At 46.2% G+C, this 26,245-nt stretch carries 18 protein-coding genes; 12 read left to right on the plus strand and 6 right to left on the minus strand.

Annotated elements, in window-relative coordinates; all coding sequences use genetic code 11:
• Window positions 1-279: 279 nt before the first annotated feature.
• The 4 genes from WA407_RS01085 (at window position 280) to WA407_RS01100 (ending at window position 7,719) form a co-directional block, all read left to right on the plus strand.
• Window positions 280-2,832, plus strand: a complete 2,553-nt coding sequence (locus WA407_RS01085) for a DUF2339 domain-containing protein (protein WP_336076597.1) — start codon at window positions 280-282, stop codon at window positions 2,830-2,832.
• A 161-nt stretch (window positions 2,833-2,993) separates the two neighbouring features.
• Complete coding sequence (locus WA407_RS01090; protein ID WP_235306694.1) at window positions 2,994-4,343, plus strand: sodium-dependent transporter; 1,350 nt, start codon at window positions 2,994-2,996, stop codon at window positions 4,341-4,343.
• 274 nt (window positions 4,344-4,617) lie between these two features.
• Window positions 4,618-6,576 (plus strand): acyltransferase family protein, encoded by a 1,959-nt coding sequence (locus tag WA407_RS01095; protein ID WP_336076598.1) that lies wholly within the window; start codon window positions 4,618-4,620, stop codon window positions 6,574-6,576.
• Between the two features lie 195 nt (window positions 6,577-6,771).
• Complete coding sequence (locus tag WA407_RS01100) at window positions 6,772-7,719, plus strand: polysaccharide deacetylase family protein (RefSeq protein ID WP_254328110.1); 948 nt, start codon at window positions 6,772-6,774, stop codon at window positions 7,717-7,719.
• An 80-nt stretch (window positions 7,720-7,799) separates the two neighbouring features.
• On the opposite strand, the gene WA407_RS01105 is transcribed toward WA407_RS01100, so the two are convergent.
• From WA407_RS01105 to WA407_RS01115, 3 genes are all read right to left on the minus strand, one after another.
• A complete protein-coding gene (locus WA407_RS01105) occupies window positions 7,800-8,927 on the minus strand; it encodes a glycoside hydrolase family 88/105 protein (protein WP_336076599.1) in 1,128 nt (375 codons plus the stop codon).
• 49 nt (window positions 8,928-8,976) lie between these two features.
• Window positions 8,977-10,509: an MFS transporter gene (locus WA407_RS01110; protein ID WP_013312587.1), complete on the minus strand. Its 1,533-nt coding sequence runs from the start codon at window positions 10,507-10,509 to the stop codon at window positions 8,977-8,979.
• A gap of 112 nt (window positions 10,510-10,621) precedes the next feature.
• A complete protein-coding gene (locus WA407_RS01115; RefSeq protein WP_336076600.1) occupies window positions 10,622-11,974 on the minus strand; it encodes a right-handed parallel beta-helix repeat-containing protein in 1,353 nt (450 codons plus the stop codon).
• 331 nt (window positions 11,975-12,305) lie between these two features.
• Here WA407_RS01115 and lepB point away from each other — a divergent pair, with 331 nt between their 5' ends.
• A complete protein-coding gene (lepB, locus tag WA407_RS01120) occupies window positions 12,306-12,926 on the plus strand; it encodes a signal peptidase I (protein WP_336076601.1) in 621 nt (206 codons plus the stop codon).
• A gap of 61 nt (window positions 12,927-12,987) precedes the next feature.
• Here lepB and WA407_RS01125 read toward each other — a convergent pair whose 3' ends face one another.
• The gene (locus tag WA407_RS01125; RefSeq protein WP_336076602.1) at window positions 12,988-14,190 is read right to left on the minus strand and encodes a GTP-binding protein; all 1,203 of its coding nucleotides are present in this window, start codon (window positions 14,188-14,190) and stop codon (window positions 12,988-12,990) included.
• Between the two features lie 331 nt (window positions 14,191-14,521).
• Here WA407_RS01125 and WA407_RS01130 point away from each other — a divergent pair, with 331 nt between their 5' ends.
• Window positions 14,522-16,210, plus strand: coding sequence for a methyl-accepting chemotaxis protein (locus WA407_RS01130; RefSeq protein WP_336076603.1), 1,689 nt, complete (start codon window positions 14,522-14,524; stop codon window positions 16,208-16,210).
• A gap of 102 nt (window positions 16,211-16,312) precedes the next feature.
• On the opposite strand, the gene WA407_RS01135 is transcribed toward WA407_RS01130, so the two are convergent.
• Complete coding sequence (locus tag WA407_RS01135; protein ID WP_039271872.1) at window positions 16,313-17,143, minus strand: carbohydrate ABC transporter permease; 831 nt, start codon at window positions 17,141-17,143, stop codon at window positions 16,313-16,315.
• Window positions 17,143-18,039 (minus strand): carbohydrate ABC transporter permease, encoded by an 897-nt coding sequence (locus WA407_RS01140; RefSeq protein WP_254328113.1) that lies wholly within the window; start codon window positions 18,037-18,039, stop codon window positions 17,143-17,145. The genes WA407_RS01135 and WA407_RS01140 overlap by 1 nt, the downstream gene beginning before the upstream one ends.
• Before the next feature lie 122 nt (window positions 18,040-18,161).
• Between WA407_RS01140 and WA407_RS01145 the strand changes: the two genes are divergently transcribed.
• The 6 genes from WA407_RS01145 to WA407_RS01170 all read left to right on the plus strand — a co-directional run bounded on the left by WA407_RS01145 (window position 18,162) and on the right by WA407_RS01170 (window position 26,222).
• A complete protein-coding gene (locus tag WA407_RS01145) occupies window positions 18,162-20,021 on the plus strand; it encodes a cache domain-containing sensor histidine kinase (protein WP_336076759.1) in 1,860 nt (619 codons plus the stop codon).
• Complete coding sequence (locus WA407_RS01150; protein WP_336076604.1) at window positions 20,014-21,660, plus strand: response regulator transcription factor; 1,647 nt, start codon at window positions 20,014-20,016, stop codon at window positions 21,658-21,660. The genes WA407_RS01145 and WA407_RS01150 overlap by 8 nt, the downstream gene beginning before the upstream one ends.
• 106 nt (window positions 21,661-21,766) lie before the next feature.
• Window positions 21,767-23,071 carry an ABC transporter substrate-binding protein gene (locus tag WA407_RS01155; RefSeq protein WP_254326265.1) on the plus strand — a complete coding sequence of 435 codons (1,305 nt, stop codon included), beginning with the start codon at window positions 21,767-21,769 and terminating at the stop codon, window positions 23,069-23,071.
• 319 nt (window positions 23,072-23,390) lie between these two features.
• Window positions 23,391-24,419, plus strand: coding sequence for an NADH:flavin oxidoreductase/NADH oxidase (locus WA407_RS01160; protein WP_336076605.1), 1,029 nt, complete (start codon window positions 23,391-23,393; stop codon window positions 24,417-24,419).
• Window positions 24,420-24,592: 173 nt separating this feature from the next.
• Window positions 24,593-25,519 (plus strand): ABC transporter ATP-binding protein, encoded by a 927-nt coding sequence (locus tag WA407_RS01165; RefSeq protein WP_336076606.1) that lies wholly within the window; start codon window positions 24,593-24,595, stop codon window positions 25,517-25,519.
• Entirely contained in the window at window positions 25,503-26,222 is a 720-nt protein-coding gene (locus WA407_RS01170) for an ABC transporter permease (protein ID WP_336076607.1), read from the plus strand. The genes WA407_RS01165 and WA407_RS01170 overlap by 17 nt, the downstream gene beginning before the upstream one ends.
• Window positions 26,223-26,245 lie beyond the last annotated feature (23 nt).

Here is a 26,245-nt window from a genome sequence, read left to right on the forward strand (position 1 = left end):
AAAAGCCAAAACATAGACATGCTTGAGATCAAAGCTATAGTACCGCTTACTGAATACATGTATATCTCCTTTCAATTTGGATTTCATGTTTGCGAAGGGGAAAGGTAGGCTTTTTTTCATATGTATATCCATTCTACTTCATCTGCGATCATGAAACTGGAAGAATATATAAGTAAAAGCCCCAATTTACCGTCCAAAATGGGCTATAGTCTCTATAATGACTTTTTAATTTCATGTAAAATGTAATGATTACCAAAATGGACAGCAATGGAGGAGAACATGGAGGATTTTAAAGATCGTTTACATACGATCCGCCAAGAACAGAACAAGCTGCTCAAGGAGTATCAAACATTAATCGCGGACTATGAAGCCTCAGATATCATTTTGGAGAATGAGGTTCTGCGAAAAAAGTTCGAGGATTATCAGGCTCGCTGCATTCACTTGGAAGAGCGAGTACGACATATTGAGCAGGAAAATGGAAAGCTGCGCACTGCGCTGACGGAGCAAATGCTGAGTGAAAAGGCGAATATGATTCGCATTTCACGTGAAAAGCTGGAGACCTATTTTGCTTCCAGAACCGCAGAAGGGAGAAATCGGCTGACATCCTTTGAATATGGGGCTAAAAACCGGGTGGACCAACTTATTCAGCAAACTACGCATGAGCTTAAGGAAGATCAGGACGAGATCGTCGCCAGACTGCGACTGTTCTCAGAGGAGATTCGTGACCGGATCATGGAACAACGCGAGCGGTTTCAGGAGGCCGAGCGCCAATTGCTTCATCAGACGGCAAGCGAGTTTAAGCAACTCGGAGAAGAAGAGATCAGCGAGGAAACGATGCAGAAGCGCATGAAGCAAAATCAGTTTGAAATGAAGCTAGGCTTGAACTGGATCAACAAGCTGGGGATTTTGCTCATTATATTGGGTGTGGGAGCCGCTTTTAAATACTCATACTCGAACTGGTTCACAGGAAATATGAAGGGCGTGGCCTTCTTTCTGCTAGGAGCGCTGATGCTAGGAGGCGGCGAATGGCTGTACCGCAAGCAGAAGCAGACCTTTGCGCTCGGTATTTTGGGCGGCGGTATTTCTGTACTGTACGGATCGATTTTTTACAGTTACTTTTTGTTAGAAATCATAGGAATGTATACAGGCATAGGCTTGTCCGTACTCGTTACAGTGACCGCTGTGCTACTGTCATTAAGGTATGAATCCCGAACGATATGCTCTTTCGGTTTAGTAGGGGGGTATCTTCCGCTCTTTTCTTATATGGCAGCCAACGGGCTGGAAGGGAACGCCGTGTATATCGCCATGGGCTATTTGTTCCTGTTAAACTTGCTGATTCTGCTTGTATCCTTCCGCAAACGGTGGGGCGTCGTGCAATATATCAGCTTTCTGCTTAATACGCCCTTGATGATTGTGCTGGCGTGGTTATCGGAAAGCACCGTAGCGAGCATGCTGTATGCAGTCATTACATTTGCGATGTACCTCGGGATGACACTGTGGGTGCCTTTCCGTTTAAAAACAAAACTGTCATGGCTGGATTTCTCCCTATTGGCTCTGAATACAGTCGTGAGCTGTTCCGTTCTGTATTCTCTATTCGGCGATGCAGGCCTGGATGATTATAAAGGCTTGCTGGCTCTGGTCTTTTGCTTGGTGTACGGAGGTCTGGGACAATGGGTCCGTCGATATATTCCAGAGGAGAAACAAACCAAAATATTATTTTATGCGACTTCTTTGACCTTTGCCATCCTCATGATTCCGTTCCAGTTTGGAGTTAGATGGTTATCTATGGGGTGGTTGATCGAAGCAGTTCTTCTTACATTATATGGACACCGTTACCGGTTGAAGGAATTGGAACGAGCGGGCTGGGGCATTTTATTACTGTGTCTAGGCGCATTCTTTTTCGTCGATTTCCCTATATATCTGTTGTCAGGATTTGAGACGGATTATTTTGGACTCAAATATACGCTCATTACACTGGGAATGTTGATCGTTACCGTCTTCTATGCGATTGAATTTAGCCGTCCGAATGCTTTCAAAAACAATCGGTTGTACGAAATGCATATCATGCAAGGATTTAAATATGTAGCTTTGGTGAACGTATATTTCTACCTTTTGTATGAAGCAGGGCATTGGTATAACATCGTCTTATCCGACGAGTTTGCTCATTACACCTTGTACAAAGTATTGTTGTATGCCTGCATATCGCTGGTGTTGGCTTATTTCCTGCCTAAGGTGAGGTTGCTGTATGATCGGGTGATTAAATACTACAGCTTGGCGTTGTACGTCATAGGCTACGCGCTGGCACTGGTGGTTACTGTAACGGTTCCGACCTTGCATGAAAATTATGCGCAAAATACGGCTGCTGATTATGTGGCATTGGTGGTACTCGCAGCCTTTAATGTGCTGGTATTCTTCAGCAGCAGGGATTTCCTGAACGCACTGATGACCCGACATTATAGAAGTAACGAGTTGTATCCGGTCATTATGGGTGTATATTTGCTGGGCATCATAACGGCCTTTCTCGGAGTTCAGTTCCGTCTGGGGGATGCTGGTCTTGTGTTCAGTCTGGTGTATTTGCTACTAGCCATTTTGTATATTGTATACGGCTTCCTCAAGCGAGTGGTCTACATTCGCAGATTTGGATTGGGCTTGACCTTGCTGTCGACAGGTAAGCTGCTGTTGTATGATCTACATCTGTTAACGACTGGAAGCACGATTGTAGCCTACTTCTCTTTTGGTGTTGTACTGTTGGCGATTTCGTATATTTATCAAAAAGTATCTAATCGCATGGGAGAGACCATAATAAAGAAGGATGTTGAAGAAAATATGTAGTTTTCTGTTGTATTTTGTAGATACCGAACATTATGAAAATAAATCCGGTAATAGTGAAAAATTATGCATGACCTTACATCCTACTTACGCTATAATGAGTAAAAATTATTTATGTACGCATGCTCAGTTTATGCGTAAGTAGAGAGAATGAGGGGGATATAATGAGTTTGAGCAAGGGGCAGAATAGCCTGTCTGATAAAAATGAACGCTTCTCGTCTGCTGGATTTATATTGGCGGCGATCGGCAGTGCGGCAGGACTAGGTAACATTTGGAAATTTCCGTATATTACAGGACAATATGGCGGAGCTGCATTTTTCTTATTGTTTATTGTCTGCCTGTTGCTTGTTGGTTTGCCTGTACTTTTAGCGGAGCTTGCACTTGGTCGTGCAGGTCGAGGAAGTGCTGCTTCTGCAATGGTAAAAGTAGGCGGTCATCCGATTTGGGGCAAGATGAGCATCATGTTTGTTATCGTGCCGTTTGTTATCTTGTCGTTCTATGCCATTGTAGGGGGCTGGACACTGCATTATGCCGTTGAGGCATTTAGCGGAAATCTGTTTTCGAATAATGATTTTGCTGGACAGTTCGCTTCTTTTTCCTCCGGCTATGCGCCGTTGGTTTGGCTGTTAGTTGTTTTTGCATTTACAGCAGTTGTGGTAACTCTTGGGGTATCGAACGGGATTGAAAAGTTCAATAAAATTTTGATTCCTGCCAAGGTCATCCTGTTGCTCGTGTTGATGATTAACGCTCTTATGCTGCCAGGCTCTGGTGCGGGCGTATCCTTCTTTCTGAATCCCGACTTCTCTAAGCTAAGTATAGAGTCTGCATTGGTTGCTTTGGGACATGCCTTCTTCTCACTCTCACTGGGGATGGGAATTATGATCACGTACGGTGCGTACGTAGATCGCCGTCAATCGCTGGGTGGAGCTATGCTGGCCGTTGGTGGCGGAGATTTAATCTATGCGTTTATCGCAGGTATGATTATTTTCCCTACAACCTTCTCCTTCGGAATTAATCCGGCTCAAGGACCATCGCTGGTTTTCATTGCTTTACCGGCTGCTTTCTCGGCAATGCCTTTTGGTGCATTCTTCGGCGGTTTGTTCTTCGTACTGCTGGCGGTTGCTGCATTAGGTTCTATGGTATCCTTGCTGGAAGTTCCAGTAGCCTATGTCATGGAGCGTATGCGTTGGAGCCGGGTTCGCTCCGTTATCGTCGTATCGGTCCTGTGCTTGATGCTGGGCGTCCCTTCTGCATTGTCCATGGGGCTGGTGCCTGAACTAAAAGTAGGGGATAAATCATTCTTTGATTTCGTAGACTTTACCGCATCCAACATCTTCTTACCGTTAGGCGGTTTGTTGATTGTTATATTCACAGGTTATTACTGGAAGACTGCGGCTGAGCATGCGAACATCAAACCCTTCTGGTTCAACGTATGGTTATTCGGCCTTCGGTATGTTGCACCGATCCTGATGTTGTTGGTCTTCCTTCATACCTCAGGTATCATCAAATTTTAAGAGAATAGAATACTAATAAAAAGGCATTTTCTTCCTGAGGGAAGAGATGCCTTTTTTTGTATATCTATCAGTGGTTACCTAACTGTGGAAAGGAATGATATAATAAAAACATTGTCATTAATTTTAACTTCATTGAAATCATTACGATTATGAAGTTTTATATAATGAATGAAAAGGCTACAGGGCATCGCAGACGATGTGCAGGAGAGGGAAAGGGCAGAAGAGCATTGAAACAGACAGGGAGCTTGAATTTGCAAGAAGGACGGCGGCTGAAATGAAGTCTAATCGGTTGTCGTCACAACGTCGTTATATGCAAGGTTTGGATGGTTTAAGAGCGCTGGCGGTCATCGCAGTCATTGTGTATCATCTGAATCCGGATTGGTTGCCGGGTGGTTTGTTGGGTGTAGGTGTGTTTTTTACTTTGTCGGGGTATCTGATTACAGATATTTTGGTTAGTCAGTGGGATACATATCATAGTTTTAAAATGAAAGATTTCTGGTTGCGTCGTGCCAGAAGGTTGCTGCCTGCCATGTTGACGGTTGTGGCTGTCATTGTCCTGTGCTCGTTGCTTTTCGATCCGTCACGGCTAACGGCCTTGCGCGGAGATGTACCTGCTGCATTAGTGTATATGAGCAATTGGTGGTTTATTTTCCATCAGGTTTCGTATTTTGAAAGTTTCGGCCCACCTTCTCCGCTTGGGCATCTGTGGTCGCTGGCGGTGGAGGAGCAGTTTTATATCCTGTGGCCCTTACTGCTGGGGCTCGGGCTAAAATTCATGCCCAAGCGTATTGTGCTCGCAGGCTGGGTAACTTGTCTGGCATTAATATCTGCGCTCCTGATGGCCGTGATTTACGTACCGGGAAGCGACCCGAGCCGGGTGTATTACGGCACGGATACGCGTGGATTTGCTTTACTAATTGGTGCGGCGCTGGCCTTGGTATGGCCAAGCGGCAAACTGAAAGAGCAAGCTTCTGCTAAGGCGCGTATGCTCTTGGATAGCATCGGTGCAATAAGCCTGCTGTTGCTTTGTCACTGGGCGTGGGCCTCGAATGAATACGACCCATCTCTGTACCGGGGCGGCCTGCTGGGCATAGCCTTGGTCACTGCTATTGTGGTCGCAGCGTTGGCTCATCCGGTAAGCCACCTTGGTCGTCTCCTTGGAATCAAGCCGCTACGTTGGATTGGAGCCCGTTCCTACGGACTGTATCTGTGGCATGTTCCGGTTATCACGCTAACGACGCCTCAGGTAGATACCGATGGCGTGCATGTGCTGCGCATCATTTTACAATTGCTAGCTACCGTATTGCTGGCGTCTCTCTCGTTTAAATATATCGAGGAGCCGATCCGCCATGGAGGATTCCGCCACTGGATCACAGGAATCCGTTCTGCGGTTCGTAGACAGGCACGGTGGAGATGGATGCCTACAACTACAGCGGCTGTGCTGTTTGTAGGTATTCTCGTGGGTACCGTCCACCTGTACGTGGCTTCTCCTGATGCAACGATTCAGGCGGCATCAAGCGATGAGAATCCAGTCGCAAAGGCAAAGGCGATGCCGCCGCTTCACGGAACGGTATCCGTGGCTTCCAAGGAGCCCCAAGCCATCAAGCTGCAAGGGTCCGAGGGCAGCAAGGCGCAGACCCCAGTCCCGTCTCAAACCCAGACGCCTAAGAATACGGCGGTCCAGGCTGGTACTACGGACGATGTTACGAAACCGACGGAACCTTCGGACAAACCCAAAGAAGCTACGCCTATGACACGTGATGGCTCGAGTGTTACCGCCATTGGAGACTCTGTCATGTTGGATGTACAGTCGTACATTCAGGAATCCTTCCCGGGAGCTGTTGTAGATGGGCGGATCGGCCGTCAGATGGCGGAGGCGCCTGCCGTACTGGAGCAGCTAAGACAGAACGGACAGCTCGGTAAGACGGTTATTATTGAGCTGGGCACGAACGGCGCTTTCACCAAGGACCAGTTATCCGATCTGTTGGCTAGCCTGAAGGATGCGAAGCGTATTATACTTGTGAATACCCGTGTGCCTCGGCCGTGGGAGAGTATTGTGAACAAGCATCTTGCCGAAGCAGCGTCCCAGGACCCGCGAATTACAATGATTGACTGGTATGGAGCCAGCTCTGGTAAAAACTCCTATTTCGAGCATGACGGAGTACATTTAAAACCTAAAGGTGCTAAAGCTTATGCGTCCTTGTTGGCTCAGGCCCTCACGAAGCAATCGTAATAAACTGCAATGATACTCATAATTATGTAAATGCAAGACAAGAAAGCCACCGGGAGTAGGTTGTCCTCTGGTTGAAGCGCATCCCTAAATTTTCATCGGCTAAACCTAAGGGTTTTTCCAATGTCTATTCTAAGGTGTGTACACCAACCCTGATCCGGTGGTTTTTCTTATTTTAGTATGGAGGTACATAAGCTAATGGAAAAGGGCTATTCACATAGTAGAACGAGTGAGCACCGCTTGAAGAGGAACAGAAGAAGGCTGATACTGATTGCTATTATATTATTTGTGGCAGGCTGCATTACTTTCATTGCGATAAAGGTTTCGGATAGCAAGCCACACGCGCCGACCCAGGAGCTTGCTAAAAAAACGGATTCCGGATCATCAAACGTTAAATCCAGCGCAGGGGCAAAGGGTAAAGCGGCCTCTCCAAAAAACGATCCCGATGTAGAAGACGGTGCCTTTGTTGAAAAATATTTAAATCAGCAAATGTTAGGACAAATGCCCGATGGAGCTGATGGTAAAAAAGTGGCCTACTTATCCTTTGATGACGGACCATCCGTGACGGTCACACCTCAGATATTGGATATTCTGAAAAAGCAGAAGGTCAAGGCAACCTTTTTTATCGTAGGAAAAGAAGCCGATGAAAATGAACATACCAGGAACATTATCAAAAGAATTGTTAAAGAGGGTCATGCGATAGGAAACCACACGTACTCTCATAATTATAAGTATTTATATCCTAACAGGCGGGTAAGCACAGACCATGTTATGCAGGAGATCGAGAAGAACAATCAGGTTCTAAAAAGTATTCTGGGGCCGGAATTCTCCACCAGAATGATCCGCTTCCCTGGGGGGCACATGACATGGAACAGAAGAGATCCACAGGGAATGGCTGCTCTGGATAAGGTTTTGCGTCAAAAGGATTACCATCAGGTGGACTGGAATGTATTAACGAAGGATGCAGAGGGAAGATCCAAGAAAGCACCGGCACTAATCAACCAGTTTATAAGGTCAGTCAAAGGTCGAGAAAAAGCAATTATACTCATGCATGACACCTATGGTAAAGAAGAAACAGCCAAAGCATTGCCGCAAATCATAGAATATCTGAAGAAACAGGGATATGAATTTAAAGTTATGAAGTAAGTAAGATAGGCATAAATGAGGAAAGGACGGGGCTGATGGCCACCGTCCTTTTTGCTATTAAGGTATATCGTTCGCGTATTTTAGATGCGTTCTGCTTCACCCATCGCCTGAATGAAAGCTCCGATACCTTTGGGATCGTTGGTTATAATCGGCTCGCTGATATAGTAAGTGAAGGTACCATCCCGACGATCTTTACCACCCAAACCGCTTACTTGCACCGTTTTGTTCAGATTTACGAGTCCTTCTTCAGTAATCGTGATAAATTCATCGATAATTCCCTTACGGATGATTTCTGCCTCTTGACGATATTGCTCTGGCAGATAGCCTTTGCGAACGCCCTTGGCAATAGCATAAAGAATCATGCAGGAAGCAGAGGCTTCCAGATAGTTGCCTTTCACATGGCCCAGGTTGAGCACTTGATAAAAGACTCCACTTTCTTTATCACGCACTTTCAGCAGGGCTTCCAGTGTTTCCGTCAGCATATCGATCAGGACAGGACGGTCTGCATGATCCTCTGGAATATAGTCCAGCACGTCAACGAGTGCCATAACGAACCAACCCATCGAGCGTCCCCAGAAATTTTTGGAACAGCCTGTTTCCGGGTTGCACCAATGCTGCTCACCCTTCTCATCCCAAGCATGGTAGAGCAGACCTGTTTCAGGATCACGCGTATGTTCGTAGCAGAGCTTGAATTGCAGGGTCACATCGTCAAACTCTGACGGATCTCCGAATTCGCGGATGAATTCAGCATAGAACGGGGCACCCATGTACAAGCCGTCGAGCCAAATTTGATACGGATAAATTTGCTTATGCCAGAATGCGCCCTCGCTTGTGCGTGGGTGTTTTTCCAACTGACTGCGTAATTGGTAGGCTGCCTTTTTGTATCGTTCATCTCCTGTGGCACGATACAGAGAGAAGAGCAGCTTGCCGTTATTCACGTGGTCAATATTGTACTCATTTACTTTATAGCGCTGAATTACGCCATTTTCGTCAACAAAATGATCCATATGTTTTTTTATAAATTCCATGTACTTGGGATCGCCTGTCAGTTCGCCAACCCATTCCAGACCTCTGTAAATCACGCCATGGTCATATTCCCATTTTTCGTAAAATTCCGGGCTCCGTTGTAGAACGGAATCGCTCATACGTACAGCCCAAGAATCTGTTTTTGTAGGACTGGTGGTTGGTTGTGATGTTGGATTTGCCATGATACAGTCACCTCTTTAGTAAATGTTTAATCTGTAATTGTTATTGTTGTTACATAGATGGAGTGTGTGTCTTAGGGTCAACGGGTTTGTTCTTGAAGCCCACATTATTGTTACCCCAGCACCGATCGTAATGGAAACCTGTCAGTTCCTCGAATACCTTCCGGGCTTCCGGTTTAGCTGATTTCATGGAGCCACCGTTTTTGAGGCGGTCAATTTCGGCGATTAGCTTCTTGTGGCTGTCAATATCCAGCTTCATCACGACAGAAGCAATCATACCGATGATCGCGAGAACGATAGTACCAACCACGAGTACATAAAAGATGGCGTGCTGAGCAGCGACGGGCTGACTATCAGCCCCGGATACAAAACCAAAATGCTGTAACACCCAGCCGAGAATGAAGACGACAACGGCCCGCACCATTTTTCCGGCAAAAGTCATCATACCTGCATAAATACCTTCCCGGCGACGGCCGGTCAACGCTTCATCCACATCGGCAAGGAACGTGTATTGATTCCAAGGAATGTAGTAGACGCCCCCAGTACCAAGCCCCATGAACAGGGTGATGACATATAGCCATACCATCGTATTCGAGGCTCCCGTTATATAGAGCAGGCCATAACCTGCTACGCTAAAGCAAACGACAACGAGTGCGGCGATGAAAGGCATACGGAACCCTTTACGCACGCAGAATTGGATGAAGAAATAGGTAGAAATCAATTGAATGACAGAGTTAAAGCTGTTCAAATTGGATACCATCTCCGAGCTTTGGAACAAGGAGAAGACAATAAAGTACGTAAAAGCAGAAGTAAACAGCCACTCAGCTGAAAAGCCGCCCAGGTACATCCCGAGATGATGACGGAACGTTTTGACTCGGAAGGTAGAGGAAATGTCGACAAACAACTTTTTCATCGAATCTATAAAGGATAGCGGAGCTTCACCTTCCAGTTCCTTTTGCAGTTCCTCACTTGGACGTTCCCAGGAGTTTTTGTACAAGAATGCCATCGCAATCAGCAGAATAGCTGCAAAAACGAGACCGGTATAAAAGAAAGGCAATGGAGAGTCTTTGCCATACTCGGCAATAAAGCGACCAGGGATAAAAGCGGCAGCGAAATTGGCAATTTTGCCAAACATGGCCTTCCATCCAGTCAATCTGGAGCGTGCGCCGAAGTCTCGGGTCATCTCTGACGCTAGTGCTTCATACGGCACCATGACAGAGGTATACACTAGTTCAAACAGCACGTACGTGCTCAGGTAATACCAGAAGCCCAACCCATCTACCCAAAGCATCGGATACACGAGCATCAGCGGGATACCCATCATGATGAAAAAGCGTCGTCTGCCGAATTTACGGCCCAAGCGGGTCCGGTGAAAGTTATCGCTGATAAAGCCCATGATCGGATTGCTGACTGCATCTATGATGCTGGCAACAGAGAAAATGGCCGCGGCCTGAACGGGAGACAGTCCGCAAAAGGTTGTATAAAAGTACATTAACCATGCACCACTAATAGCAAGTGCGCCACTTCCTAGCATGTTACCGCTTCCATAGGCGAGTGTATGTTTCAGTGTGATTCTTCGTTCCATGATCTGTTCACCTCATATTTTGTCTGGTTATGAGGACAATCACCGGTCGCTATATTATGCAAAATTGTCTGAGTTGGTAGATGGGCCAGGGCGTCCTGATTAGGCGGGGCTTTTAACGTGCCCCTATATTTTTTCCGCTCGGAGTACCCGAGCCGATCAGATCGCTTCCTTTGGCCAGCTTAAGGAAATCACCTAGCTGGATGGAACCGTCTGCACTTCGAGTGATAGAAGGCGTGAGACTAACAAAGTCGTCTGCACTGACTACCAGACCTTTGGCATTTGTCGATTTTTTGTTTTTCCACCAAACGCTAGAGTTGTCTTGATCTGTACCGCTTGTTTTGTCACTGGCGCTTCCCTCAAAGGAAAGATTGTTAATGAACACGTGATCACCCTTGTCAAAAGCAAAATTACTTTGTCCATTGTCCCACGAAGTATTATTGGTCAACGTAATGCTGCCGGGGTTGCTATTGTAGGTGAAGCCGTGTTTTTTGTTCTGGAAAGCAATACTGTTTTTCACAATATGGTTGACTTTGATTTTGTCTCCACCCAGCTTAAAGCCGTTGCCGTCGCTGTTCGCGGTAGACGTTCCATCTGCGGTCTGCCCGTTGTGGTGGGCCACACTGTTCAAAATGGTTACTTCGCCGATAGGACCCGTTTCGGTTTTGCTATACAAATCCCAGCCATCGTCTACGTTGTACGCAGCCAAGCAGTTATCAAACACATTGCCTGATCCCACAGTCAATTTGGCAGCGAAGCCATCGGCATCCTCACCATTATCGGGATCAGCGTTATCGTGAGAGTAAGAATTCAAAATCAAATTGTTCGATGGCCACTCACTATTGGAAGCGTTAGGGGAGTAACGTCCAAGCTGAAGTCCAGTATCCCGGTTGTGGTGGGTTTCCACGTTTTCGATTCGGTTATTGCTGCCGCCGATATAGATACCATTATCTCCGGCCCCCTTTACTTCAAGGCCCTTTACCAGCCAAAAGTCTCCGTTAAGCTGAAGTCCACGATTGGCTGAACCAAAGGCTTGAGCAGAGAAATCAAGTACCGGCTTTTCACTACCGTACGCGACCAACCCTTTGAGTGAGCCGTTATTGCCGCTATTTTCACGCTGAATTGTAATCGTTGAGGAGTAGGTGTAGTTACCACCGCGCAGGTAAATGGTTTTACCAGGAGCAATTTGTGTAAGTGCTGCTTCGAGCGTGGTAGGACTGGATATTGTACCCGGATTGGACACGTTACCATTTGGCGCCACATACAAATCTCCTGCCGCTAACGTTGTGGAGACGGTGGTTGAGTCGGTTGTACTAACTGCCTCTTCTGTAAGTGCGGAAGAAGGGATGTCGTTGGATAACGTATCTGCGTAAGCGGTTCCAATAAAGAAAGAAGAAGCAAAAACAAAAGAAACACCGAGTCTTAGAGCGTTAAAGCCGGTTTTTGGACGATCATTTCGTTTAAACATGTAATTTCCTCCTTATTTGAGCTCATATTTTAAAAGAAGATAGCATCTATAAAAGTGACTCATGCTGTCTTTCCACTAAAAACAGGACACCTCCTGGGGGAACAGATTGATCTACCATTAGTCCAAAACGCTCTAAGAAGTATATGCACAGTGTAATATATGTTAACGTTTGCATCAACAGTTTTTTACTGTTTTTATGATATTGTGAAAAAAAGTTCACACTTTTGTTTCAACTAAAGTTGTAGTTTTGCCAGACTGGGAAAATTTGATTATACTTAAACATTATACATATAATAGGAATGAAAACTGTGGGAAAGGGTGAGTGTAGCGCATGGAGAGTGGAAATCATTTGACGGATTCAACTGTCGAGCAATTGCAGGAAAAGCAGCCACGAGTGAAAAATGAGATGATCGATTGGCTTAAGGCCATTATTGTAGCCATTGTGCTCGTGTTCATTATACGTTGGCTATTATTTGCGCCATTTATTGTTGAGGGAGCGTCCATGGAACCGAATTTCAAGACAGATGAACGAGTGGTCGTGAACAAGGTGATTTACGATTTTCGTGATCCCAAGCCGAGTGAGGTTGTTGTATTCCATGTGAGAAAGGAACAAAAAGACTTTATTAAGCGTGTTATTGGAGTGGCTGGAGATACGATTCAGTATCAAGGCGACAATCTTTATGTGAACGGTAAGAAAGTAGAGGAGTTATACATTCAGGGAGCTATTCAGGATGCGCACGCCAAGGGAGAACTATATAACAATGTTGATTTTCCAAATGGAACCATAACCGATTCCAAGGTACCTGAGGGGTATATTTTTGTGATGGGTGACCACCGCAATAATAGTAGGGATAGTCGTGCTATTGGCTTTGTCTCTATTAAAGATATTGTTGGCCGTGCGGATGTGATTTTTTGGCCGGTGGATAGCGCACAATGGGTTAAGCATAAATAATATAAGAGCGCCTAAGAGGGGGGGATTCCTCACTTAAGGCGCTTTTTATTTTATAATCTCATTATACTTTTTTCGTAAACGGGTCAGGAAGCTTGCGCCAATCCTGCTCCATTTCTTCAGGGGTCAGCAGTGTCTCATCCAGGGTGCGCTCGATTTCTTCCCGGTTCATGTCGATGCCAATAAATACGAGTTTGGTAACCCGATCACCATACTCTTCGTCCCAGTCAGGTGTTTTTTCAAAATCTTCACCGAGATAGTATTGGCGTTCTTCTTCAGTCAAAGCAGATACCCACAGTCCTGCGCGTGCGAATTGTTTGGAGCTACCCGCCTGGCTGAATGTAAAAGCAGTGCGGTTCTGCGTGGCGAGCCACACCAATCCCTTGGAGCGTACAACCTCAGCAGGCCATTGAGCCAGCCATTTCAACAAACGTTCGGGATGAAATGGGATTTTGCGCTTGTACACAAACGAAGCAATGCCATATTCTTCTGTCTCCGGTACATGCTCTTCTTTGTTCATTTCCTGTATCCAGCCTGCCGCCTGACTAGCTGTTTCAAAATCAAAGCGATGCGTGTTCAAAATCTCTTTTGGGTCCACTTTACCGTACTCGGAACGGATGATTTTGGCGTTTGGTTGAATGCCGCGTAACGCTTTTTCCAGTCGTTCTAGCTCCTCAGGGGATACCAGATCGCATTTGTTAATGATCAGCACATCACAAAATTCCACCTGCTCTATGAGCAGATCAACGATGCCGCGTGCATCCTCCTCTGAGGCTTCCTGTCCGCGATCCTTGAGGAAGTCTCTGGAGTAGAAGTCCTTCCAAAATTCCGGTGCATTCACGACGGTGACCATAGTATCCAGTCGGGTCAGCTTGGTCAAATCAATTCCATTTTCCTCGTCTACATAACTGAAGGTCTGTGCTACCGGAATGGGCTCACCTATACCCGTGGACTCGATAAGAATATAGTCAAACCTTTTGTCGAGTGCCAGTCGTTCTACCTCTTTTAATAAATCTTCCCGCAAGGTGCAGCAGATACAACCGTTGGACATTTCCACCAGCTTCTCATCCACACGAGATAATCCTCCACCTTCACGAACGAGATCAGCATCAATATTTACCTCACTCATATCATTGACGATGACTGCTACCCGCAAGCCTTCCCGGTTGTTCAGCACATGGTTCAGCAGGGTGGTTTTGCCGGAGCCGAGGTACCCGCTTAGTACCGTGACCGGTATTTTCTTTTCCAATTCCATAGCGTTTGCCAACGTAATCACTCTTCCCTTCGAAAGTATCATGAAATGTCGAATGTGCTGTAGTGGTTATCATGCGAGATAGGAAAGCAGAGGTGCTTTCTTTGTTTTACTTAATCGTAATAATTACGAATAGTAAAATTAGTAAATCATTATTAAGAGGAATTGTCAAGGAAGGCAACACCAATACACCTGATAAGAACTGAATTAATTTTCAAATCGATAAATAATTAAAATTTTAGGTAATTTGTACGATAAAATAAGTATCCATGATGGAACAGATTGAGCTTAAGTTGTATAGAGTTGTGGCGGCATGGCGTCAGATTAGAGAGGACGTATCCAATACATGCGGACAATAGGGATAGGCACTAAAATTAGTGGTATGGTGATCGGTATTTTGGTTGTGTTGTCTGTCGTAATTGCTTATGTTGTTACTAGCCGAATGCAGGAGGGAATTGAGGCTTTTGCTACCGAAAAGGCTAAAAATGACTTGAATATGGCAACCCGCCTGCTGGACTACAAATATAGCGGGGCATGGCAGATCAAGGACGGGCAATTATATAAGGGAAGCCAACGGATTAACAATAATGAAGAAATCGTCGATGAAATTGGCGGGGCAACAGGCGATACGGTGACTTTCTTTCAAGGGGAGCAACGGGTAGCGACGAATGTCATGCTGGAGGGCAAACGCGCTGTAGGCACGAAAGTATCCGAGAAGGTGGCTACCGTTGTCTTAAAGCAGGGTCAACCCTATTATGGTCAAGCGGTAGTAGTTGGTAAAACGTATCAAGCTGCGTACACACCCATTCGTAGTGCAGACGGTGCTGTGATTGGCATTCTGTATGTAGGTGCATCGCAATCGATCATTGACGGGATCATTAGCGGGTTTATCCGCCAATTTATGATTGTGATTGTGATTGCTATTGCAGTGTCGCTAGCCGTGATTCTCTGGTACATGAGCAGGGTAAACCGCAGGCTGGGCCGTGTAGGCCAGGCGCTCGCCAAGGCAGGTCAGGGGGATTTCACTTCTGTTCTGCATGATCAAAGCAAAGATGAGCTCGGGCGGCTGAGTACCAACTATAATGAAATGCGGGGAAATTTGGGCATTTTGATTTCCGAGGGCATGCATGCTTGTGGAGCGGTAGCCGATTCAACGGGACGGCTTGCCGTCATTGCTGAAGCATCGACGAGAGAGGCAAATAGAATTGCAGACACCATACGGCAGGTTGCAGACGGAGCCGAAGCGCAGACCCGAAGCGTATTGGAAAATCAGACGGCGATGGAAGAGATGGCTCAGGGCATTCAGAATGTCGCGGAAAACGCCTCAGAGATTGCCGAAGCTGCTATCTACTCCAAGCAGCAGGCGGAGGCAGGCGCGGAAACCGCGCGCCTCACGGTGGAACAGATGGGAGAGCTGCATTCGTCCATTCAGCATACGGATGCTCTGATTCAAGCGCTGCACCGTCAATCAGGTGAAATTACCGGAATCATGCAGGTTATTCAGGGAATATCTGAACAGACGGGACTGCTGGCGCTGAATGCTTCTATTGAAGCTGCTCGCGCAGGTGAGCAGGGACGAGGATTCGAGGTTGTAGCATCCGAGGTGCGGAAGCTAGCAGATCAATCGGGAATAGCCTCCCGTCAAGTGGCGCAGCTCATCCAAAACATTGATGGAGATGTACAGCGCTCGGCGGAAGCGATTGGACATGTGGTAGCGCATGTGGACAGCGGGCTGCGGATGATGAACGAGACACATGACAGCTTCGAACAGATCGTAGAAAGAAGCACTCACATTGCAGAACGGATCGAAAGCATGGCAGCAACCGCAGAACAAATGTCAGCAGGTGTGCAGGAAGTTACCGCTTCTGCTACTGAAATTATTGTCATCGCCCGCAGGACGAGCGGCGGCTCACAGGAAGTGTCGGTTGCAGCTTCCGACCAGATGGAAGAGATTAACCGTCTGAATGCCTGCTCTGCTGACCTACAGCTTGCTATGGAAGAGATGCTGAAAGCGCTAGGCCAGTTTAAGGCTTAATGAATACTGTACAGAAGCCCATGATGGATATCACGAAGACAAGAGGACTTGCGCGAACAACACGCAAGTCCTCTTTTTTGCATCTGGCTTCGATTCCTTGACTCAGCCTTTGACGGCTCCAGCAACGACGCCTTTGACAATGTATTTTTGCAGAAAAATAAATACGATGATCGAAGGCAGCACAGCCATTACCATCGCGGTCATGGCATATTGCCAGTCTGACGTATACTGTCCGACAAAGGTGTAGGCGGCCAGCGTCAGCGTCTTGGTGCTAGGTGAGCCGTTAACCATGAGAAGCGGAAGCAGAAAATCGTTCCAAATCCACATCACGTCGATAATGACAATGGTAGCAGTGACTGATTTCAGCAAGGGGAAAATCACGGAAAAGAAAAGCCGGAAGCCCGAGGCCCCATCGATCTTGGCACTTTCATCAATCTCGACCGGAATACCTTTCACGAAGCCGTGATAGATAAACACTGCCAGCGGTGCGCCGAAGCCCCAATACAGCAAGCCAAGTCCCCAAGTGCTATCTGCCAGATTTAAGTCTTTTGCCAGTCGCAAGACAGTGAGCATGATGGACTGAAACGGGATCAGCATCGGCATAATGCACAGCATGTAAATCACGGAGCTCCATTTGCTTTTGGTTCTTGCCAGCTTGTAGGCCGCGATGGAAGATATCAGTACGATACCTGCCAGTCCGACGACGGTGATAATGGTGTTATTCAGAAATAGGCGTGGATAGTCAATGAATTTCCATACATATACGTAGTTATCCAGCGAAAGCTGCTTGGGCAGCGCAATGACGTCGGTCATGACCTCAGCGAAGCTTTTGAACGAATTGTTAATGGCGAGAAACAGCGGGTACAAAAATAACAATGATAATACAATCATGCCCGCTTCTAGCAAAATACGTCCCGTACGGCTGCGTTGCATCAGGCTTCAACCTCCCTGCGTTTGAAAATAGACAATTGAATAATCGTAATGATCAGGACTGCAACGAATAAAATCAATGCTTTGGCTGTTCCGTAGCCATACAGATTGTTCTGGAACGTGTCCCGGTAAATATCATACGCAATGCTGTATGTTGTACCACCGGGCCCACCGCCGGTCAGGGATAAAATGACGTCAAACACTTTGATCGAGTTGGTCAGTGCCATGAAGACTGAGATCGTAATGGAAGGTGCGAGCATCGGTAGAATAATACTGAAAAATCTCCGAATCGGCCCCGCGCCATCGACAATGGCAGCCTCTTTTAAATCCTCTGGCACAGATTGCAAGCCTGCAATATAAATGACCATGTAAAAGCCAATGGATTGCCAGATCGATACCGCCAAAATGGAAATAAACGCGAGCCCTTCCTCACCCAGCCAGCTTAGCTGGAAGATGCCCCAGCCTGTACTGTGTCCCAGTGACTCAAAGCCTTGCATGAAGATGAATTTCCATATAAAGCCGACAATCACGAGACTGAGGATATACGGGATAAAGAAAGCCGCCCGCAGCCAAGCCGAGCTTTTCAGCTTCATATCGAGAACGAGCGCCAGCAAAATGGCCAGCACATTCACCAATACAATGTACAGAATGGCATACTTGACGGTAAACCAGGCTGCATGTGCAAAATTGGCGTCTCCAAGCAGGATTTGCTTGAAGTTATCCAGACCTACAAATTTCGGATGTTTGGATATGCCGTTCCACTTCGTCAGGGAATAGCGTATCGTCATCAAAAACGGAATGTAAAATGCAATCGTAATGCACAGGATTACGGGCAGTGTGAATAAACCGAATTCCAGTTTACTGCCCTTGTCGCCCCGAGTTCCCCTTTTTTTCAGCATAACGCACCTCTTTTTCTCAACATTTTCCGCTCTTTCTCTCCAAGCTGTTTAAGATATAATGAAAGTATAGGATAGCCCCTAGGGCCGGACCAATGGATTTAAGAAAACAGTTGAGGGTAAAAATGTGTACGCTTTCAAAAGGGGCGATTATCATGATGTCAGAGCGTGTAGGAACGTTTCTTCGCTCCACGTGGAGGAGAATCACGCAAAAATTAGTGAACAAGCTCATTCTACTTTTTACCTCGGTGATTATTCTGGTGGTGGGCTCACTCACAATTATTTCCTATCAGATGATTGAAAAGGAGTCGGTTAACCATAGCATCGCCAGCACGACCAATAATCTGTTGCTGGTCAATCAGAATTTGGAGGATTATTTGGAGGGAATGCAGCAGTTGGCTCTTCCGCAGCTTCGTTATAACGATATCATGAACGCCATTGCCAATGAGAATCAGGACTATGCTTCGAGAATGGTCATTGAAAATTACTTGCGCAGCATGTTTTATTCACGTAATGATCTGGAAGCGATCTATCTGTACGTGGCGGACCGACATCAATACTATGTGGTTACCAGGGAGACGTACAACATTACGGTGCGCAAAGGAATAAACACAGATATTCCCAAGCTTCCTTGGTATAAAGAGGCGATGGCTAGTACCACGAACGAATCATTTCAATCCTTTGTAGGGTCCCGCTCTGATATGGGCTATGTGGCGCCACAAGCGAGCTTTATGGCATACCATCGAGTGTTGAGGTCGATTGCATCCCGCCATCCGCAGGCGGTGCTGTCCTTTTATTACAATGCGAGCGCCGTGGACGAAATCATGCAGAACATTCCACTGGGCAAAGGGGACCAATTGATGCTAATGAGCCCTAAAGGGGTTCCCTTTTATGTGAACAGCTTTCCGCTATATGAGCGGATGCGTGATTCTGGAGTGTTGACACAGATCGGCAAGGGAGGAAGCGGGCGAGTAACGTGGTCAGATAGCAGTGGGGACCAGGAATATTTGGTCGTCTATGATGCTGGTGAAAAAGATGGGTGGCAGCTCATTAAGCCCATCCCATACCGCCAGATTTATGAAGCAGCTACAACAACACGGAATTGGAGCTATGCCATCGGGGCTTTATTTTTAGGTGTGTCTATTATATTAGTGACACTGACCTCGAACGCCATTACCCGACCTTTACATAAGCTGTCCACCCAGATGAAGCGGTTTAGCACCGGAGATTTTGGAGCAACAGCTCCTGTGAAGGGACATGACGAGATTGCATATTTGTCGCTGCATTTTAACGAAATGGTACAAAGAACCGAAGAACTTATTAATGAGCGCTATCGCATGAAGCTGGTCGAAAAGAACGCCATACTCAAGGCGTTGGAGGCTGAAATTAATCCTCATTTTCTGTACAATGCCCTGCAAGCCATATCCACGCAGGCATTAAAGCGGGAGATGTTCGACATGGCGGATATGGTAGATGCGTTGGCCCAAACGTTGCGGTATTCCATCAACGGCAAGGATATCGTAGTTGCCCGCGAAGAGCTCAAGCACATTGAACGGTATATAGGTCTGCAAAAAGCAAGGTTCGGAGCGAGACTGCGGGTCGAAGTGGTATGGGAAGAAACGCTGATGGAGCTGCCGATTCCGAGATTATCTGTGCAGACGTTGGTGGAAAACGCTATCAAGCATGCGTTGGAAAAAGTATCAAGCGATATTCTGATCGTCATTTCAGCCGAATCGAGTTCTACAAATGCAACAATTACAGTCAGGGACAACGGACCTGGGATTTCAGAGGACAAGCTGAAAATGGTGCTGGATTCATTCCATGAAAAATGGGAAGAACGGGAGAGCGAGCATATTGGCTTGAAAAATCTGAACACACGGTTGAAGCTTTTGTATGGAGATCAGGCAGGATTATTCATACTTACGGATGAAACGGGAACGGAAATGAGAATGCAAATTCCCCGGGGAGGAAGTAGTCATGTATAACGTATTGATTATTGACGATGAAGAGCCGTTGCGCGAAGCCATTCGTATTATCGGGGACTGGGACCGTCTGGGCATTGAACATATTTATGAGGCGACGAATGGAAGGTTGGGACTGGAGCTGTTGGGTCAGCACCATATAGATGTGGTGATGGTCGATATGAAAATGCCTGAGCTGAACGGTATCGAATTTCTTCGTGCCATCGAAAAGGCATATCCCCACCTGCTGACGATTGTCATTAGTGGCTACAATGACTTTGAATTTACACGGCAGGCGATTCAATCCCGGGTGGTGGACTATCTGCTCAAACCTATCAATCGTCAGGATCTGAACCAGGCACTGCGCAAAGCAGTGGACATTCTGGAAAGTCGAGAGCAAAGCAAAAACAAGTTCATTAGCCAGAACATTACACTGAATATGTCACTGCCGAAGCTGAAAGAGAAGCTATATTTGTCCATTTTGGACGGTAGCTTCAAAAGGCAGGCCAATACGGCGTTGCTCCCATTGATCGGAGCGGATCAGCCGGGGAATCGCTTTGGGGTGATCGTGCTGCGGCTGCTGAACAGGGATGAGATTCGCAGGACGCGTTTTCATGGCGATGCCGATCTGATGGATTTTGCCGTGACCAATGTGTTAGCTCAGACGTCAGATGAAAGGTTGAGTTGTTTTAGCTTCTCCCATCCGCGACGGGAGCGTGAGGTCGTTTCGATCTGTACCTTGGCCCCAGGACAAGAAGAACATATGGCCTTACTATTGGCACAAGTGACACAGAAGGCGGTGGCGAACCTGCATGGGCTGTTCAGCATGGTGGTAGTTGCCGGATTGGGTAAGCTCTGCACAGATGTATTGGAGCTAGCGTCTGCTTATATGGATGCCAAGACGCTCATTCACAGCACGGATGTGTTGAAGCTGGAAGGGGAATCCATTCTTCATACAGTGCCACGGCAAATGGGTACGTTAGAGGAAATGTCATGGACGGAGCGACTGTTGTCGATCCAAAAGGATGCTCAGACAGGTCAGGCGAACCGGGCAAAGGTACTGCTGGGCGATCTGCTAAAACAATTGGCATCAGGCCCTATTTTCCGTTTACAGGATGCGGATCGAATGATGAAGGAGTTCCATTTTTTACTGAGAGAAGCTGCGATTGAGTTAGGTGCGTCTACGTCAGCGTTGAATCAAGATGGAGCTTTGGAAGAACCGGAGCAAGTGGGGGAAAGCGATTTGTCTGCTGATTTTACGAGCTTTGTCCACTACGGTCAGAGATTGAATCGGATGCTGGAGCTTTATATTGCTGGGGTCCAACATGCTCAAGCGGGGAACCAGTCCTTTGACATAACGGACATCAAAAGACACATCGACCGTTATTATTTTGAGGATATCAAAATTTCGTTTTTTGCCGAAACCTATTTTTTGAGTCGGGAATACCTGATGAAGCTGTTTAAGCAGCAGTTTGGTTACGGTATTCACGAATATGTACAGAAGGTTAGAATGGACAAGGCGAAGGAGCTGCTGGGTGATTCTAACCTGAAAATACAGGAAATCTCGGATATGCTCGGCTACAAAGATAAAAATTATTTCAGTAAGGCTTTCCGTAATTATTATCAGGTGTCACCGTCTGAGTATCGCGTAAGCCTGCAATAAACCACTTTTTTACCCTTAACGCTTCACTAATCTGCCTTTTTAAATGGGAGTATATTTTTTAGAATGATCGCATGGACGTTGATCACAAACAAATGGGGGAGTATCCATGTTAAAGAAGATGATGGCGTTATCCGGCAGTTTGCTTTTGACGGTCGGTTTGTTGAGCGGATGTGGAAGTAGCGGCGGCACGGATGCGTCGAAAGAAAGTGCTGGCGGCAAAGAAGATTTGAAAACGGTTACAATAAACATGTTCACAGCTTCACCAGAGTATACCGATGCTTTTAACGCGTATATCGAGGAGTATAAGAATGTCAAACCTAACGTGAAGATCAATCTGGAGATCATGCAGGCAGACTACAACACGATTCTGAAGTCGAAAATAGCCTCAGGTAGTACACCGGATGTATTCCAAACGACGGCAGGAGGCGACATCGACACGTATGCAGATTATAGCGCCGATCTGACCAATGAGCCGCTGGCAGCAGCCATGACGGATGCTGTTCGAGCGAATATGAGCTCCAGTGACGGGAAAGTGCTGGGACTCCCGGTAAAAGGGAACCTGTTTACGCTGATTTACAATAAGGATTTGCTTACCAAGGCTGGGGTAACCTCCCCGCCGAAGACGATTGCAGAAATGCAAGATGCGGTCACCAAGCTAGAGGCGAAGGGCATTACTCCATTTGCCAATGCATATAAAGAGTGGTGGGTATGGAAACATATCTTCCAACACTATGTAGATGCTGCCGCGCAGGATGCAGGCGTGGAACCGAAACAGCTCGTTAGTGATTTTATCGCAGGCAAAGCAAAAATCAAGGACTACCCAGTGCTGTACAACAACTTCTTTAACTTCATTGATTTGACGGTGAAACATGGCACAGATAAGCCACTGGAACGGGACAGCAATGCGGAAGTAAGTGATTTTGCATCCGGAAAAGCTGCATTTATGACGGGTAAAGGTGCATGGGATGAGGAAGCAATCAAGAAAATTAATCCTGATCTCAAGATTGGCATCATGGGATATCCGGTGAGTGACAAAGCGGATCAATCGGTTATCATTACCGGTGCGGATCAGGCGTTGCGTATCAACAAGGATTCCGAAGTATCCAAGGAAACAATTGAATTTTTCAACTGGCTGTACACTTCGGAATACGGTAAGAACTGGTTCTCCCAGGTAGCGAAGGTGATTCCTCCAATTAAGGATGCACCGCTTCCTGATCTGGAAATGCCTAAGGAAATGGAAAGCATTTTGAAAACGTCGAAGTCCGGTGATCTGTCTGTTAACTACTCGCTGGATACGTTCCACCAAAAATTTGGTGAGCTGATGCAGGCATATATCAGCGGTAACATGAACAAGGATCAGGCGGTTGCAGAGATTGAGAAGGCATGGGTACAATTAGGTTCAGCACAATAAGATTGGTATTGCAGAGGCGTCCGTAAGGGCGTCTTTTTGTATTATAGCTAGGAGGCGGAGAGGGGAAGGACAAAAAAATATTTAATAATATTTAAATATTTACTTGCAAAAAGTTATTGAGTTGTGGATAATAGGTTGTGTGCAATATATCTACAACATACGACATACATAATGACTGCAAGTTGCAAATGTGAGAGATCCCCCGTTGGAGGAATCTCTTTTATTCCGTTTGGACTATGCCGATTATGTTTTTAATAGACCGTGTAATTTGGAGCGTATTTTTCGTTTATGTGACGAAGATAAAAAGGAGATGAACGTTTTGACGAATTCGTTGTTTACACCGTATACACTGAAAGATTTGGAATTAAAGAATCGTGTGGTGATGCCCCCGATGTGCCAATACTCGGTGACAGCCAAGGACGGGATTCCGAATGATTGGCATCATGTCCATTACCTGAGCCGGGCTATTGGAGGCACGGGCCTGATTATTATAGAAATGACGGACGTGGAACCGGATGGACGGATTACAGATTATGATCTGGGTCTTTGGTCAGACGAGCATGTCCCAGCTTATAAGAAGCTGGTTGACGGCATTCATGCGCACGGGTCCAAGGTAGGCATCCAGATTGCTCACGCGGGCCGTAAAGCTGAGGATGCAGCTGAGCCAGTTGCTCCTTCCGCGATTGCATACCCGGATGCGAATTATAAACAGCCACGCGCGCTTACGACGGAGGAAGTCCGTGGCATGGTGCAGAAATTCGCAGACGCTACCCGGCGTGCAGTTCAAGCGGGCGTGGATACGATTGAACTTCACGGGGCACATGGTTACTTGATTCACCAATTCCATTCGCCAGTTACAAACAAGCGGGACGACGAGTACGGTAAGGATTTATCCCGTTTCGGTGTTGAGGTTATTCAGGCTGTACGCAAGCAAATGCCTGCGGGTATGCCGTTAATCTTACGCATCAGCGCGGTGGAATACGTAGATGGTGGGTACGATGTGGATCATGCCATTGAGCTGAGCCGTGCATATCAGGCGGCAGGCGTAGATGTGATCCATGTTAGCTCGGGCGGGGAAGGCCCTGCTGGCGCCAGAAAGCCGGGCAACTATCAGGGCTATCAAGTGCCGTTCGCACGCCAAATTCGCGAGGCACTGAACATCCCGGTGATCGCTGTAGGCGCACTGGATGAGCCAGCCTTGGCGCAGTCCGTTATCGGCAACGAGGATGCCGATCTGGTCGCTGTGGGACGCGGATTGCTGCGCGATCCATATTGGGCGATTCATGCAGCAGTGACGCTGCGCGGCGAAGAGCCTTCCATACCTGAACAATATCAACGTGGCTACTGAGGCCTAAGTAATCCCACGTTGTTTATATATAAACAAGGCACCTGCAACGAAGTGTACGCTTCGTCAGGTGCCTGTTTTGTTTTATGGACAGATGGTACAGTGTAAGCAATCTTACAGGTAGTAGTGGTTATATTTTGTATACTTGTATTATTTAGTGATTAGGAGGTTTGAAAGTGGAATATATTATCGAAACGAAAAAGCTCCGCAAACAGTTTGGGGGGTCTGTAGCCGTAGACGACATATCCTTACATGTGGAGCGTGGCAGTATCTACGGTTTCCTCGGTGAAAATGGAGCTGGTAAGACAACCACTATCCGCATGCTAATGAGGCTAATTGAGCCTACAAGTGGGGAGGTTTTTTTATTTGGCGAGCGGCTGGAGAAAAACTATCCTTCTATTTTCTCGAAAATAGGTACAATTATCGAAACGCCTGGTTTATATGAAAATTTGAGCGCACGCGACAATCTAAGAATTTGCTGTATGTACATGGGGGTGCAGGATGATGGGAGAATTGAACGAACATTAACTACTGTGGGATTAGAGCATACCGGCAAAAAAAAGTTCAAGAATTTTTCCCTAAGAATGAAGCAAAGATTAGGGATTGCAAGGGCGCTTGTTCATGACCCTGAGTTGCTTATATTAGATGAGCCGACGAACGGACTGGACCCATCTGGAATTAAGGAAATTCGTCAGCTATTGAAGCGGTTGTGCGAGGAAGAAGGAAAAACGATTCTTATTTCCAGCCACATCTTGAGCGAAATTCAGCAGTTAGCTACACACATCGGGATTATACATAATGGAAAACTGTTAGCGGAAGATCGTTTGAGCCGATTAGAGGAAGGTTTTGAGCAATATACAGATGTAAAGGTAGACGATGCAGAAGCAGTGCAAGCATTTCTGCAAGAGCACATGAAGCAACTTCAATCTAATGTGATATCCCCACAACAACTAAGAATTCATAGTCAGATTGAGAATACAGCTGCGTTAAATAAGCAGCTAATAGATCATCAGTTTTCAGTCTATGAGATACACACCTCCAAGCAGACACTCGAGGAGTACTTTCTGACTCTCATTTCAGGAGAGGATGGGCGACGTGATTAGAGCAGAACTTATTAAACTTAAAGGCTCTAAAGCCTTCTTGTTGAGCTATATTATATTGCTGGCTGTTGTGCTGTTGGAATTTGCGACGAGCGCTATTTTTTACAGATATTCAATTGATAAACGGGGTTGGACTTACTATTTCGAGGGCATAGTTCTCTTCGTCAATGTTGCAGCCGGATTTATCAGTTACTACATATTAACCGGTCATATTTTTGCAAGAGAGTATCAGGAAAACACGCATCTATTTATGTTTACCACGCCTGTCACCAGGGTTAAATTTTATTTTAGTAAATTGATCATTATTTATGGATTTATTATTGTATCCTTATTTCTCGTTCTGTTTTTGTCTGCCTTATTAGGCATGTCCATTACAGATCGACCTTTAACGATGGCTATCTGGGTATACCAAATCCAAGTGTTTGCTAAAATGTGTCTGATGCATGTGATGTTAATCCCAATCGCCTCTTTTTTTGCTATACGCTGGAAGAGCATCATGGTGGTTGTGCTCGTAGTTTGTACTGCAATATTTTTGAATTTTATATACAAAAGTGAATGGTATCCGTGGATTGTTCCGTATCTTTTATCTCCTAATGAAAGAAATGCGACTATACCTACCAATGTTTCAGTAGCATGGTTCAGCTTATCGGTGACCTTTCTTCTTGGATTGCTTTTATCTATATGGACATATCAAAGAAAAGAATAAATAGAGAGTTTTCGAGAGGAGGG

Source organism: Paenibacillus sp. 203 (assembly GCF_037027525.1).
GTDB classification, from domain to species: domain Bacteria; phylum Bacillota; class Bacilli; order Paenibacillales; family Paenibacillaceae; genus Paenibacillus; species Paenibacillus polymyxa_B.

Bases quoted from the DNA above. Each gene is read 5' to 3' on its own strand.
- WA407_RS01085 (WP_336076597.1), top strand. From the start codon at position 280: ATGGAGGATTTTAAAGATCGTTTACATACGATCCGCCAAGAACAGAAC.
- WA407_RS01090 (WP_235306694.1), top strand. From the start codon at position 2,994: ATGAGTTTGAGCAAGGGGCAGAATAGCCTGTCTGATAAAAATGAACGC.
- WA407_RS01095 (WP_336076598.1), top strand. From the start codon at position 4,618: ATGAAGTCTAATCGGTTGTCGTCACAACGTCGTTATATGCAAGGTTTG.
- WA407_RS01100 (WP_254328110.1), top strand. From the start codon at position 6,772: ATGGAAAAGGGCTATTCACATAGTAGAACGAGTGAGCACCGCTTGAAG.
- WA407_RS01105 (WP_336076599.1), bottom strand. From the start codon at position 8,927: ATGGCAAATCCAACATCACAACCAACCACCAGTCCTACAAAAACAGAT.
- WA407_RS01110 (WP_013312587.1), bottom strand. From the start codon at position 10,509: ATGGAACGAAGAATCACACTGAAACATACACTCGCCTATGGAAGCGGT.
- WA407_RS01115 (WP_336076600.1), bottom strand. From the start codon at position 11,974: ATGTTTAAACGAAATGATCGTCCAAAAACCGGCTTTAACGCTCTAAGA.
- lepB (WP_336076601.1), top strand. From the start codon at position 12,306: ATGGAGAGTGGAAATCATTTGACGGATTCAACTGTCGAGCAATTGCAG.
- WA407_RS01130 (WP_336076603.1), top strand. From the start codon at position 14,522: ATGCGGACAATAGGGATAGGCACTAAAATTAGTGGTATGGTGATCGGT.
- WA407_RS01135 (WP_039271872.1), bottom strand. From the start codon at position 17,143: ATGCAACGCAGCCGTACGGGACGTATTTTGCTAGAAGCGGGCATGATT.
- WA407_RS01140 (WP_254328113.1), bottom strand. From the start codon at position 18,039: ATGCTGAAAAAAAGGGGAACTCGGGGCGACAAGGGCAGTAAACTGGAA.
- WA407_RS01145 (WP_336076759.1), top strand. From the start codon at position 18,162: ATGTGTACGCTTTCAAAAGGGGCGATTATCATGATGTCAGAGCGTGTA.
- WA407_RS01150 (WP_336076604.1), top strand. From the start codon at position 20,014: ATGTATAACGTATTGATTATTGACGATGAAGAGCCGTTGCGCGAAGCC.
- WA407_RS01155 (WP_254326265.1), top strand. From the start codon at position 21,767: ATGTTAAAGAAGATGATGGCGTTATCCGGCAGTTTGCTTTTGACGGTC.
- WA407_RS01170 (WP_336076607.1), top strand. From the start codon at position 25,503: ATGGGCGACGTGATTAGAGCAGAACTTATTAAACTTAAAGGCTCTAAA.